Source organism: Pseudoflavitalea sp. G-6-1-2 (assembly GCF_012927185.1).
Classification (GTDB): Bacteria; Bacteroidota; Bacteroidia; order Chitinophagales; family Chitinophagaceae; genus Pseudobacter.
On sequence record NZ_JABBGB010000003.1, the window covers coordinates 1,326,911 to 1,340,500 of the forward strand.

Sequence of the window (13,590 nt, forward strand, 5' to 3'; positions counted from 1 at the left end):
CACGCTGTTAAGTGCAGCGGAAACGGGTGGCTCACCCTAACTAACTGGTAATGAATACCTATTTATCACAGGTTAAAAATTGGGCCGCCTACTTAATTTCACCCCCGGGGTAGGGTTTTTTGGACTAATTTTGCCCCCGGAATTGTTCCACATTATGAAAAAAACGCACGTTGTTATTTTGGTGGCCATTGCAGCCGGTATTATGATCCTGCTCAGCTTCATGGGCGATCTGTCTACGTATGAAACCCTCGCTTCTGCCCGTCAGAAAGAAGGAAAAACCGTAACAGTGATAACGCAGCTCGACAAATCCGTGCCTGTGCCCATCGAATACGATGCAGTAAAAAATCCAAATCTCACGAAATTCCATGTAGTGGATTCTCTTGGCAACAAGGCGCAGGTGATGTACTATTTCGAGAAACCGATGGATATGGAAAAGAGCGACCGTATTGTACTCAAAGGAAAAATGAAAGGAGACGTTTTCGAGATCTCACGCAAAGACGGTATTCTCATCAAGTGCCCATCCAAGTACAAGGATGATCCTAAAGCAGCCTACAATAATCTCACTACAAAAAGCTAATTGAAATCATGAACTATATCGGCGAACACCTGTTTCCGGGGCAGCTCGGTCATTTCCTGGTGGTGCTCTCTTTTATTGCGTCCCTCATTGCAACGATCGCTTATTACAAAAGTGCACAGGCGGTAATCCCCGATGATGCTGCCCGATGGAAAAAGCTGGGCCGCATGGCCTTCGCCGTGGACTTCGCTTCCATTCTGATTGTATTCGCAATCATCTTCTACCTCATCTGGAATCATTACTTCGAATACTATTACGTTTATAATCACTCCGATATTTCTCTTGAACCGAAATATCTCCTCAGCAGTATCTGGGAAGGACAGGAGGGAAGTTTTCTCCTCTGGGCTGTATGGCATGGTGTACTCGGAATGATTCTCATGCGCACTGCAAAAAAATGGGAAGCTCCTGTTATGACCGTGATCAGCTTTGCACAACTTGTGCTCGCTACCATGGTGCTGGGCCTTTATGTGTTTGATCTGAAAGTGGGCAGTTCTCCATTTCTGTTCACCCGCGATCAGTTTGCCGATGCTCCGATATTTCAACGTGCCGATTATCTCAGCCTGAGCTCCATGCAGGATGGCCGTGGTCTCAACCAGTTGCTGCAAAACTACTGGATGGTGATTCACCCACCCATTCTCTTCCTCGGCTTCGCTTCTACCATTGTGCCTTTTGCATATGCTACTGCCGGTCTCTGGAAAAAAGATTTCGGTGGCTGGACCAAAGACGCACTCCCCTGGAGTCTGTTCTCTGCAGCCATCCTTGGCCTTGGCATCATGATGGGCGCCAAATGGGCGTATGAATCACTCACTTTCGGGGGATACTGGGCATGGGATCCTGTAGAGAATGCTTCGCTGGTTCCATGGCTGATAATGATTGCAGGTTTGCATACACAACTGGTGTACAATTCAACCGGCCACTCACTCAGACCCACATATTTTTTCTTCATACTCAGCTTCATCCTCATTCTGTATTCCAGCTACCTCACCAAAAGCGGCGACCTGCAGGATACATCCGTACACGCATTCACCGGGTCGGGTATGAACTGGCAGCTGCGCCTTTTTGTTGCTGCATTTGCCCTTCCTTCTTTATTCCTTTTCATCAAACGATACAAACAGATACCCACCATCGCGAAAGAAGAAAGCACTTATTCGCGCGAGTTCTGGATGTTCATCGGATCGCTGGTACTGCTGCTTTCCGGCATGTACATCATCACCGCCACTTCGTTACCGGTGCTCAACAAGATCTTCGGCACCAACTGGGTGATCGGTGAAGACAGAGAGTTCGCTTACAACCGCATTCTGATCTTTGTAGCGATTGTACTGGGCCTGCTCACTGCATTCACGCAATTCCTCAAATACAAGAATACAGCGAAGAAAGAATTTCTGAAAAAGATATTGCCGGCAACTGTGATCGCTGCAGCTATTGCAGCTGCCATCAGCATCTGGGGCGGTATCAATTACGATAAATATGGCATGGGCTTTCTTTTCTCCATTCACCTGGCCATCTTCGCCGGTGTGTATGCTGTGATTGCCAATGCCGATTATATCCGTGTTGGACTGAAAGGCAAACTCAAAGCTGCCGGCGCTTCCGTTGCGCATATTGGTTTCGGTATGATGCTGGTGGGCATGCTCATCTCATCTTCCAAAACAGAAGTGCTGAGCAGGAACTTTCTGAACCCGCTCGATTTCGGTCCCGAAGCAAAAGAAAAAGGCGTAGAGAACATGACCCTCTATCAGGGTGTGAAAATGGATATGGGCAAGTACTGGGTAACGTATGTACGCGACTCCACTACTGCGAAGAACAAGATGTATTACTTTATGGTGGAGTTCGAATCGAAAGATGGCAAAGAGAAGTTCACACTCAAGCCGGATCTCATCAAGAACACCAAAGGGCAGGAGCAATATTCCAATAACCCCGATGCCAAACATTACCTCACGCGCGATGTATTCAGCTATATCAGTGCGGCGGATAAACTGGCTGAAGGTCCGGATACGGCTCAGTTCAAAAGTCATATCGCGAAAGTGGGAGATACCATTTTCTATTCAACCGGACTGATGCGTTTCGACAGCGTAACCGTTAATCCGAATAACGACAAACACAAATTTACTTCGAACGATACCGCTGTGATGGCCAACTTCACGCTCATCACCCGCGACCAGCGCAAGCTGAGAGCCAATCCTGTATTCTACCTCGAAGATGGTCAGCCACGTTATGCTATCGATACTGTGTTCTCACAGAGCATGGCTATTGCGTTGAGTCCGTCTGAGAAGCAGGGATACTTCAATATTGGTGTGAAAGAATCCTCCAAACTGGTGCCTTTTGTTGGATTGAAAGTATTACAATTTCCTTTCATCAATCTGGTATGGTTAGGAACTGTGATAATGGTGATCGGAACGGGAATGGCCGTTGTATGGAGAGCGAGGCGGCTGAAATAAGATTTTCACATTTCTTTTACATTAAGCATGGCTCTTTAGGGGCCATGCAGCTATTTGCTGTGGGGGAATTGTCTTATTTTAGTAACCGCCAATGAACCCTGCGCGAAACATATCATTCAATGTATTGTCTTCAATTGTACTGGTGCTGATTTTCGGTACGCAGTCTGTTGCGCAAACGCAGGATACATCTATTCTCAAAAACATTCCGCCTCCGGAGCTGGGTCCCAACGACACCATTCTTGTTTCAGCGAAAATAGTCGATCACGAACTGGTGCCTGCCGGAACACTTGATTGGTACTGGGTAAAAGCGCCCTATCCTAAAGAGCTGCTGAAACGCAGGCAGGAGTGGAACAGGCTGCGCAATGCTATTTATGTCACCCTTCCTTATGCGAAAAGAGCGGGCGCTATTTTGAATGATATCAATGCAAAATTGCGCGGCGTGGAGGATAAAGACGAACGCAAGAAGATCATCAAGAGCCGCGAAGCGGAGCTGAAAAAAGAATTCACACAACCATTATCGGATCTCTCCATTTATCAGGGCAAAGTGCTGATGAAACTCATCAACCGGCAAACTGGCAATAACTGTTACGAGATCATCAAAGAATACAAGGGTGGACTCACTGCCCGTTTTTATCAGACAGTTGCTTTCTTCTTCAACAGCAGTCTGAAGCAACCGTACAATGCCAACGGCGATGAACGCGAGATGGAAATCATTGTACAGGAAGTAGAGCGGATGTACCGGCTTTAATTATTTTCCCGACTTCATTTTTTCGATGGTGCCTGTGGTAGAGAATCCTTCCACGATGGGGTTGATCACTACGCGTCCGCCATTAGCGATCACTTCTTTTGATCCTGCAATTTGTTCAACGGTGTAGTCGCCGCCTTTTACCAGCACATCGGGCATGAGAGTTTTGATGAGTTCGAGCGGAGTATCTTCTTCGAAGATCACAACGGCATCTACCATCAGCTGGGAGGCGAGCAGCAGCGCACGGCTCTGTTCGTCGTTCACCGGTCTGGATGGGCCTTTAAGGCGTTTGCAGCTGGCGTCGGAGTTGAGGCCAACAATGAGGTAATCGGCTTCTACAGCGGCTTGCGAAAGAGAGAATACATGCCCGCGATGCAGAATGTCGAAGCAGCCATTGGTGAACGAAATGGTTTTGCCGAGCAATCTCCATTGGGCGATTGTTCTTTTGGCGTCTTCAATGGAGAGGATCTTTGTTTCAATTACCTGAGGCGATTTCATTGCTTTCTTTTTGTTTGTTCAGGTAGGGCAGGAGTACGAGTGCGATAAGTCCGAATACGAGTATCTGGAAGAACTGAACGGTCCAGAGTAGCCATCCGAAGGCTTTTCCGTAGGCTTCGTTGAGGCCGTAGAGTTCCAGTGTTTTGTATACCAGTATGGGGTAAGCGCCGATGCCGCTGGGGGTGATGATCATGGCAATGCTGCCGCTGAAAAGCACGGCCATGCTGGCGCCGATGCCGAGGCCGGATGTTTCTTTGAGTGCAAACATGCCAACCTGAACGCTACCGAGGTACATCGTCCAGATAAACAGGGTATGGAAAATGAACCAGCCTTTGCGTTTGATATGGCGGAAGCTGATCAATCCCTGCCAGATGCCATCCACAATTGTTCTGATCTTCTGGATGAACTTCACATGGCTGAATCTTTTGAAAACCCAGATGGCAGCGAGGAAACAGAATACGACTATGCCTGCGAGCAGGAGAATTTTTGTTAGGGAGATGCCCTTGGTTTTGGAACCGAAGAGATCGGCGGCCTGGCCGTATAGAAAATCTCCGATAATGCCAGATTGGGTAACGATGGTGATCACCATTACGATGATCAGGCAGATAAGATCAAAAGCGCGTTCAGCTACGATAGTGCCTACCAGTTTATCAGCGGGAACCTTTTCATAACGGGCCAGCACAGTGCATTTGAGCACTTCGCCCAAACGGGGCAGGGCGAGGTTGGCGGCGTATCCGATGAGCACGGCCATATAGGTATTGCCGAGCTTAGGTTTATAGCCCATTGGTTCCATCAGCATTTTCCAGCGGATGGCCCTGCTCAGATGGCTGGCCAGCAGCGCAAGTACCACAGGTACCAGCAACCAGTAATTGGCGTTGGAAAGTGATTGTTTTATCAGCGGCCACTGATCGGCGTTGATAGTGCTGAGAGACCACCAGCAGAGAAATACAACCAGGGCCAGGATGATCGCATACTGAATAAGGCTTTTGAGCTTTTTGTTCATAAGGGGCAGACCCTGCTGTTTTTTTTACAAGATATTACCTTCCTTGGGAAATACGATCCATGGTTTGAAAGTTTTTGCCTTTTCAAAATCCATTCTCGCATAGGAAATGATAATAACTGTATCGCCAACGGCGCCCTGGCGGGCTGCGGGCCCATTGAGGCAACAAACGCCTGAACCACGTTTTCCTTTGATGAGATATGTTTCGATACGTGTACCGTTGTTTACGTTCACTACCTGTATCTTTTCGTTCTCGATCATATTGGCCGCTTCCATCAGATTTTCGTCCAATGTAAGACTACCTACATAATTGAGATTTGCTTCGGTAATTACTGCCCTGTGTACCTTCGATTTGAGCACTTCGATATCCATGATCGGGTGGTTTGTTGTTAGGTGTAGGCGGCATATTTCAAAAGTCGCCTGTAATAAAACGGCCGCAAGCTAAAAAAGTTTGCTGACATAAATCGCAGCCTGCGGGCAATTATCATTTTCAATTGGTTACAATCATATTATCGATCAGCCTCACGCCTCCGATAAAGGCTGCTACCAACGCTACCAGCGGCGCTTTGCCATCCCAGTTCTCTGTCAGCTCCAGATTGTCTGCATTCGCGATCTCCACATAATCCACAGTGAACCCTGCTTTTTCCAATGTTGCCACTGCGTTCGATTTCAGTGTTGCAACAGGTTGCTGGCCCAGATTGGCTTTGATCTCTTTCAATGCCTGCGAAATGGTGGTTGCTGCATCTTTTGCTTCGGCGCTGAGACGCATATTGCGACTGCTCATGGCAAGTCCGCTTTCCTCCCGAACCGTAGGAGCGGGGATGAGTTGCGTTGAACTTTGCATGATCTCCAGCAGTTTTTTCACCACCATGCATTGCTGAAAATCTTTCTGTCCCATGAACAGCAGATCGGGTTTTACCAGACTGAGCAGGCGGAACATCACCTGACATACTCCCTGAAAGTGACCGGGACGGAACTTCCCTTCGAGAATTGTTTCGAGGTAACCCAGCTCATAATGTTCAAGATTTGTTAAACCGGTTGGATAAACCTCCTCAACGGATGGTAAAAAAAGTATATCTGTTCCTGCTTTTTCGAGCAGCAACACATCTTGTTCAATTGTTTTTGGATACTTGTCGAAATCCGATGGATCGTTGAACTGCGTAGGATTCACAAATATGCTGCAAACCGTTATGCCAGCTTGTTTGCGGGCTTCTGCAATGAGCGAGATATGGCCCTGATGGAGGGCTCCCATGGTTGGTACGAATCCGGAAATCAGTCCGCGTTCAGCCTGTTGCTGAAGGTATTGCTGCAGGCGGGCTGCTTGTTTGATAATAAGCATTGGTCTGTTATGTTATGGGCGGAAGGCCGGGTCTGGCCCCTTGTTTAATTAAAAAACCTTAACTTTGCACCCTGTTTTTCAAGGGTGGCTTAAACAATTAATATCATAATGCTGACAAAGAAAAGAATTTTATTTATTGCCAACGAAATGTCTCCTTATCTGGAAATGACAGAATTTTCAGAAACTGTCAATCGTCTGGCGATAAAAGCAAATGAAAATGGATATGAAGTACGTTGCATTATGCCCCGGTTCGGAGTGATCAATGAACGCAGGCACCGTTTGCACGAAGTGGTGCGCCTTTCAGGGATCAATGTAAGTGTTGATAACGACGATTACCCGCTGCAGATCAAAGTGGCTTCTCTCCCCAATGCCCGTTTGCAGGTTTATTTTCTCGACAACGAAGATCTTTTCAAACGCAAGTATATTTTTCATGATGAGCAGGAAAAATGGTTCGACGACAATGGTCTCAGAGCTGTTTTCTTCGCAAAAGGCGCCATGGAAACCGTAAAAAAATTCGGATGGCCGCCAGACATCATTCATTGCTCAGGCTGGATGACCGGCCTCATACCCCTGTTCCAGAAAACAGCGTATAAGAAAGAACCCGTATTTGCCCACAGCAAAATGATCTACACCATCGGCAATACCACTTTCAAGGAAAAACTGGGTGCAGACTTTCTCAAAATCTCCAACATCAACCCAAACATCAAGGAAAAAGACCTTGAACCGTACAAGGATGCCAATAACGTGGGTATGATGAGAGGAGGTGCCACTTATGCCGACGCCATCACTTTCGGTGCCGATAAAGTTGATAAGAAACTGATAGAAGAGTTTGGTAAAGTGAAGGGAAAGAAAGTGTTGACGTATAATGCTGAGTCTGATTTAACAGACTATTTACAATTGTATTCCGACCTTGCTAAATAAGCATTCAATTTCTGTAACCTACTTTTATAAATAACCATCTCTGCGTGAATAGGAAAATCTTTGCCCCGGTTGTAACGGCTATTGCCGGACTGTTGATTTATAGTTCCTGTACAAAACCTGATGCTACTGACCTGGGCACGGATCTGATCCCCGCGGTAGACAACGTGCATACGTTCGAGACCATTCTGGAAGTGGAAACCGATAACTTCCTTTATCCGGATACCACCCGTCTCAACTATAACGATATCTTCCCGCTCGGCCAGATCGGAGACGACCCTGTTTTCGGAAACACTACCGCAGACCTTTATGTAGGTTTTATCCCCACTTCGGCGAATCCTTTTATCAATAAAGACTCTGTGACGATCGATTCGGTGGTGGTATCACTCGCTTATCAGGGACTCTACGCAGATTCCACCTCCGTACAAAACATCGATGTTACGCAGATCAGCAATGCAGGTTCTAATTTCTGGGAGCCCAGCAATTACAGAATCAGCCATGCTCCATTTGCCACTACAGGCGGTGTGATCGGAACAAAATCGGTTGACTTCAGAACCCTCAACGATTCTGTGTACTACGTTAACAACGGAACCGACTCCATCCGCACAAACAATGAACTGAGAATCCGTCTCGATAACAATATCGGTCAGCAACTGCTGGCTCTCGATACGGCTACCGATTATAAAACAGATTCCAACTTCGTAAGAAAGTTCAGAGGCCTGGTTTTCAAAGCCAACAATGCTTCTCCGGCAAAGAGATCACTGGCATACTTCAACCTCGCTGCCGACAAGAGCAGGTTAATGGTTTATTGCCGCGTGATCAAGAATGGCATAAAAGATACCATTTCTCCTTACTTCGTTGCGGGCGCCACCGGTTATCCTGCCTACAGATATGCGGCCAACTACGCATCGCTGATCAGACAGACGCCTGCGCATGATTACAAAAATTACCTGCTGAACGGCAATGTCAAAGACGATAAAGTGTTTATCCAAAGCACTCCCGGATCTTATGCAACCGTTACCATTCCTGGCCTGGATACCTTCAAAACAGTGAACAGAGTGGTGCATAAAGCAGAACTCATATTGCCGCGCATCGATGCCACGGACGATAACCTGTATACGCCGCCATCGCTGATGTTTATCGATATGGTGAACGAAACACGCGACAGTTCATTTACCGTTCGCAACGATTTTGTGTATACCGGATCTGCCCCTAACTATTATGATGTGGCTAACCAGGGCGGTTTCTACAGTACCTCCAACAAGAATTACGTATTCAATCTTACCCGCTATATGCAAAGCCTCGTAACCAAGAACCTGCGGGCTTTCAAAACGATGCGCGTGTATGCTCCGCTCGAAACGCATCCGCATATTTCCACACCAGACGGAAAATCTGTGGCAAACATCAATTTCCCGTCCCTTACGATCAATACCCCCATTTCAAACGGAAGGGTAGTGCTGGGTGGAGGCAATCATGCCACACAGAAAGCGAGGATTCGAATTATTTATTCCAAAATCTGATCTGGCCACTTATATTTGCGCCACTATCTAACTAATTAAATCATCATGCCTTATTTATTTACTTCTGAAAGTGTGTCTGAAGGCCATCCTGATAAAGTAGCCGACCAGATCTCCGACGCGTTGATCGATAACTTTCTCGCATTCGACCCTCAATCAAAAGTAGCCTGCGAAACGCTGGTTACAACTGGTCAGGTTGTACTGGCCGGTGAGGTGAAATCTTCTGCATATCTCGATGTTCAGGAAATTGCAAGAGGTGTGATCCGCAAGATCGGATACACTAAGAGCGAGTATATGTTTGAAGCACATTCCTGTGGTGTACTGTCTGCTATTCACGAGCAATCATCAGACATCAATCAGGGTGTTGATAAGAAGAAGAAAGAAGAGCAAGGTGCAGGCGATCAGGGAATGATGTTCGGATACGCTACCAACGAAACCGAAGATTACATGCCGCTGGCACTCGATCTGGCTCACAAGCTGCTGATCGAACTGGCTGCTCTCCGTCGCGAAAATAAAGAGATCACTTACCTCCGTCCCGATGCAAAAAGTCAGGTAACACTGGAGTATGATGATAACAATAAACCTGTTCGCATCGATGCTATCGTGATCTCCACACAGCACGACGACTTTGCCACTGAAGCTAAAATGCAGGATAAGATCAAGAAAGACATGATCAATATCCTCATCCCACGCGTTCAGGCTAAATACAAGAAATACGCTCACCTGTTTGCAGGTAAGATCAAATATCATATCAACCCAACCGGTAAGTTCGTAATTGGCGGACCACACGGCGATACCGGTCTCACAGGCCGTAAGATCATCGTAGATACTTACGGTGGTAAAGGTGCACACGGTGGTGGTGCATTCAGCGGAAAAGATCCTTCCAAAGTAGACCGTTCAGCTGCTTACGCAACCCGTCACATTGCCAAGAACCTGGTAGCTGCCGGTGTTTGCGACGAAGTGCTGGTACAGGTTTCTTATGCAATCGGCGTAGCACAGCCAATGGGCATCTACGTTAACACCTACGGAACTTCCAAAGTGAAGAAAACCGACGGTCAGATTGCGAAGATCGTTTCCGAGTTGTTCGATATGCGTCCTTACTTCATCGAACAGCGCCTGAAACTCCGCAACCCCATCTACAGCGAAACTGCTGCATATGGTCATATGGGCCGCAAACCTGAAGTGGTTGAGAAAACCTTCAGCACGCCCGGCGGAAAAACAATCAAGAAAAAAGTAGAGCTCTTCACCTGGGAAAAACTCGATTACGTGAGCAAGGTGAAAAAAGCTTTCGCTATCAAATAATTTTGTCGGCACAAAAAAGAAAAAGCCTCTTCTTAACTGAAGAGGCTTTTTTGTTGGGGTAGCTTTAACTGATGCCCTATAAAGCAAAAGGATTGTTCGGAAAGAACAATCCCTTTGGTATGATGTGCAGGCAGTTTGTTTTACAGTGCCTCGATGGAGATTCTGGTATACTTCTCCTTTTTGTTGTATTCCGTAATGAGTATATGACCATCCTTGGCACGGGTTACCCCTCTTACGATATTCTTGTCGGAAGTAGGAATGCTTCGAACCACCTTCTTGGTAGCAACATTATAAATACTGCTTTTATTAGTTTCATTCACCACCAGATACTGTTGTTTAAGATCACTGTTGGCTACAGGCAAGTAGCTTTTGGAACCTGTATAATACAATGGTGATCTGGCCGGGTACCATTTGCTTTTTTCTCCCTCGAAAATAGTGCTGGTTGTAAGCTGCCCGTTAGCCCCCAATTTATAAATCAGGGGATCGCCCAGTTTCGCACTGCGGGTACCTACTGTAAGAAGAATAACGGGATTGAATACAGAAAGTGGTACAATAAATAAACTGCCGATAATTCTTCCGGGACGTACTTTTCTTCTTATTCCATCAGCAGCAAAATAAGTGTTGCCTTCAAAGTCTCTGAAAGAGTTTTGTATCAGCGGATAAGAATTATGCTCGATGTTGAATCCTTTTTGTGTGATCTGCGCATTGGAATTATCGTCCCAGTAGGTAAAGGTTTCCTTCATATCCTGTTTCTGGGTTCCTGTGATATCGTATGTGAACAGTCCTGCATATTCTCCTCTCATCAGAGAATTGGGAGAATAGTTGCTGGCTGATCCTCTGGTGCCTTTCAGCACTCCACTCATGAACGGTTTGCCTGTTGCAGGATCTGTACCGAAAGCCAGCAGCTCAAGCTGATGTCCCTTCTTGTCTTTGATCACTCTTTTGGCATAAGCGCTTCCTTCTTTCACATTGTATCCGAGTATCTCAAACGAGTTGGGTACATCGCTTCTTCTGATGTTCTTATTCTCCTTGCCATTTGTAAGCAGGTATACGCTGCTGTCTGAAGTAAGTATGCTGATATCACCAGCTATATCCTCTTCTACTTTTTTCTTCCAGATCTGTTTTCCCTGAGAACTGTAGAAAGAAAGTTCAACACCTTTTTTATCGCCGAATACACTTACAAATCCATGATTCGGTACCGACATTAATTGTGGCTTGCTCTTAAATTTTGCTGCAGGGCCAGTTTGTTTGAGTTCTGAAGCTCTCTCCACTACTACAGTTACAGGGATTGAATCAGTTCCGATTATCTTTCCATCCAGGCTAACAAACTGAAGCAACAGGCTGTTTTTGCGATCCGGAGCTGGTTCATCCTTCTGCTTCTTTTTTCTGACAACCCTTTTGCCCCAATCAGGTTTGACATAGGAGAGACAGATCACATCCTGCTCAAAGGCCACATGCTGCAGCATAAGATCCTTTTCCTTGAAATTGATTGTACCTATATCATTAAGGTTTTCATCCATCAGTGATATTCTGTAATTGAATTCCTCGTCAGTAATTTTTTCAAGCCGTGTAAAAGCCAGGTATCCGATCACTGCGCTATTCTGTGAGATAGCGCTTACCTGTGTGGAAATACCGGAATTGACTTCGTTGAATACTTTTGATTGCGAATAAGCCGTACTGGCTGCAATACCGATTGCCAGCAGGAGAGTGGTCACCTTTTTCATGTGAATTTCAAAGTGGGGGTTAATTATTTCTTTTCAAACGGGCTGGCGAATTCTATATATGGGCTGGTTGGAAATGCCTTGATAAATTCCTCTGCGGCTTTTGACCTGTTTTGACGGGAAACATCTGCGTCAAAAGTGAGCGTACTGAGGAAACTCTTCAGCGATTTTTCATCGGGCTGCGCCTTGCTCCAGAAGGAGGCTGATCCGAGCTTTTTAGCAATAGTTTCCAATTGCTCCCTCGGTATTTGCTCCAGCATGGTCTGCAGCTGGTAGTATTCCGAAGACACATTTTCTTTTTTCACCATACCGATGGTACCGAACCGGTGTAACTCGCGGTCTGCATAATACAGGCTGGTTATTGCATTGGCAAACATGAGATCGTACCAGTTGTTGTTGTTGCCTTTATCTTTCTCCAGAAGTATACGGTATAGTGAGCCGGTAATAACATCATTCCGGTAGAGATTCCAAACAATGATTCTGTTAGCGCGTTCTCTGATGGCTGCCGGAACAGGAGTGAGTGTTCTTCCTGCATCGGTAAGCAACTTGTTGCGTTCGTACCTCTCCTTACATTCAGGGTGGGTCTTCAACGAATCATCATTATTGGTGGAGTCTTTGAAATTATAGTTGCGGGTTGATAATCCTTTGGTGCGCTTCTTTGTCCAGGCATCGTCGATGGTGATGTCGTATGCCGCGAAATACTTACCCAGCTCCAGTTTCAGCGGTGTGTGATATTCCATATCGGCACTGTCGAGACGCAGAAAAAAACGGGAGTCGAAAGCAATATTGGCCTTTTTCATGAGCTGGATGGCCAGTGAATCTGCATCACCTTCGTGATAACGCTGGTGTTTTCTTCTGTTGAACGTGAAGTTCTTCAACACCTTGTTCAGCCTGGTAAGGCGTTCGTATTTTGATTTCAGGATAGCATTGAGCGAGTCTTTGTAGGCATCCGAAGCCAGCAGCTCCGCTCTGTCTTTCATAGAATTCTCAGCATGTGAGAGAATATTGTGAGACAGCTCATGCGCAATCACCAGCGACAATTCTTCCCGTGTCTGGCAGAAATTAACCAGTCCCATATTTACAGCGATGATGCCATTTCCGATGGCATAAGCATTCACTGAGCTGCTGCGATCGAGCAGCAGCATGGGTTTCGATTTGAAATGTGCAGGATTGGCCTTCATCAGCTGATCTATGATGCCATCGATATAGGCCGCAATCTCTTTTTCATAGACATAATCGTTATCCTCCAGTGAACCGGTGATAAACTTTGTGCGGCCGTCCCAGATCTCCTTGTATTTCTTCTGGGTTTCACGATCATCGAATACAGACGGACATTTCCATGCTTTCTGAATGGAGTCCGACTGATTTTTATAATATGTTTTGGAGAGATCCTGGTACTTGTACAACATTGGCTGCTGCGCCTGTGCAACGGAAATAAGAAACAGCAATGAAAGGAGGAGCTTTGAACAGGGGTTAAGGGAAAACATAAGGGTCAGAAATTTTCAGGGATATTTCTAGTAACGTAAAACTACCCGCGAAAG

The 13,590-nt window shown here is 46.2% G+C and carries 12 protein-coding genes; 6 read left to right on the forward strand and 6 right to left on the reverse strand.

What is annotated here, in order from left to right:
* The first annotated feature begins 154 nt into the window (after positions 1-154).
* From HHL16_RS22745 to HHL16_RS22755, 3 genes are all read left to right on the forward strand, one after another.
* Positions 155-577, forward strand: coding sequence for a cytochrome c maturation protein CcmE (locus HHL16_RS22745; RefSeq protein ID WP_169427631.1), 423 nt, complete (start codon positions 155-157; stop codon positions 575-577).
* An 8-nt stretch (positions 578-585) separates the two neighbouring features.
* Positions 586-3,009, forward strand: a complete 2,424-nt coding sequence (ccsA, locus tag HHL16_RS22750) for a cytochrome c biogenesis protein CcsA (protein WP_169427632.1) — start codon at positions 586-588, stop codon at positions 3,007-3,009.
* A gap of 91 nt (positions 3,010-3,100) precedes the next feature.
* A complete protein-coding gene (locus HHL16_RS22755; RefSeq protein ID WP_169427633.1) occupies positions 3,101-3,757 on the forward strand; it encodes a DUF4294 domain-containing protein in 657 nt (218 codons plus the stop codon).
* On the opposite strand, the gene rfaE2 is transcribed toward HHL16_RS22755, so the two are convergent.
* The 4 genes from rfaE2 to panC form a co-directional block, all read right to left on the reverse strand.
* Positions 3,758-4,252 (reverse strand): D-glycero-beta-D-manno-heptose 1-phosphate adenylyltransferase, encoded by a 495-nt coding sequence (gene rfaE2 / locus HHL16_RS22760; RefSeq protein WP_169427634.1) that lies wholly within the window; start codon positions 4,250-4,252, stop codon positions 3,758-3,760. It abuts the gene before it with no gap.
* Positions 4,230-5,255 carry a lysylphosphatidylglycerol synthase transmembrane domain-containing protein gene (locus HHL16_RS22765; protein WP_169427635.1) on the reverse strand — a complete coding sequence of 342 codons (1,026 nt, stop codon included), beginning with the start codon at positions 5,253-5,255 and terminating at the stop codon, positions 4,230-4,232. Before HHL16_RS22765 ends, rfaE2 begins: the two co-directional genes overlap by 23 nt.
* Positions 5,256-5,279: 24 nt before the next feature.
* Positions 5,280-5,624: an aspartate 1-decarboxylase gene (gene panD, locus HHL16_RS22770; protein WP_127125585.1), complete on the reverse strand. Its 345-nt coding sequence runs from the start codon at positions 5,622-5,624 to the stop codon at positions 5,280-5,282.
* Positions 5,625-5,742: 118 nt separating this feature from the next.
* The gene (gene panC, locus HHL16_RS22775; protein ID WP_169427636.1) at positions 5,743-6,591 is read right to left on the reverse strand and encodes a pantoate--beta-alanine ligase; all 849 of its coding nucleotides are present in this window, start codon (positions 6,589-6,591) and stop codon (positions 5,743-5,745) included.
* A 108-nt stretch (positions 6,592-6,699) separates the two neighbouring features.
* Here panC and HHL16_RS22780 point away from each other — a divergent pair, with 108 nt between their 5' ends.
* From HHL16_RS22780 to metK, 3 genes are read left to right on the forward strand one after another with little or no spacing between them, the layout of a single operon-like run.
* Positions 6,700-7,512 carry a glycogen/starch synthase gene (locus HHL16_RS22780; protein ID WP_169427637.1) on the forward strand — a complete coding sequence of 271 codons (813 nt, stop codon included), beginning with the start codon at positions 6,700-6,702 and terminating at the stop codon, positions 7,510-7,512.
* Positions 7,513-7,556: 44 nt separating this feature from the next.
* Positions 7,557-9,029 carry a DUF4270 family protein gene (locus tag HHL16_RS22785; protein ID WP_169427638.1) on the forward strand — a complete coding sequence of 491 codons (1,473 nt, stop codon included), beginning with the start codon at positions 7,557-7,559 and terminating at the stop codon, positions 9,027-9,029.
* 42 nt (positions 9,030-9,071) lie between these two features.
* Positions 9,072-10,328 (forward strand): methionine adenosyltransferase, encoded by a 1,257-nt coding sequence (gene metK / locus HHL16_RS22790; RefSeq protein ID WP_346766854.1) that lies wholly within the window; start codon positions 9,072-9,074, stop codon positions 10,326-10,328.
* Between the two features lie 140 nt (positions 10,329-10,468).
* Here the strand turns inward: metK and HHL16_RS22795 are convergent, their stop codons facing one another.
* Both HHL16_RS22795 and HHL16_RS22800 read right to left on the reverse strand, forming a co-directional pair.
* A complete protein-coding gene (locus tag HHL16_RS22795) occupies positions 10,469-12,052 on the reverse strand; it encodes a DUF6770 family protein (protein ID WP_169427640.1) in 1,584 nt (527 codons plus the stop codon).
* A gap of 23 nt (positions 12,053-12,075) precedes the next feature.
* Positions 12,076-13,536, reverse strand: coding sequence for a M48 family metalloprotease (locus HHL16_RS22800; protein ID WP_169427641.1), 1,461 nt, complete (start codon positions 13,534-13,536; stop codon positions 12,076-12,078).
* Positions 13,537-13,590 lie beyond the last annotated feature (54 nt).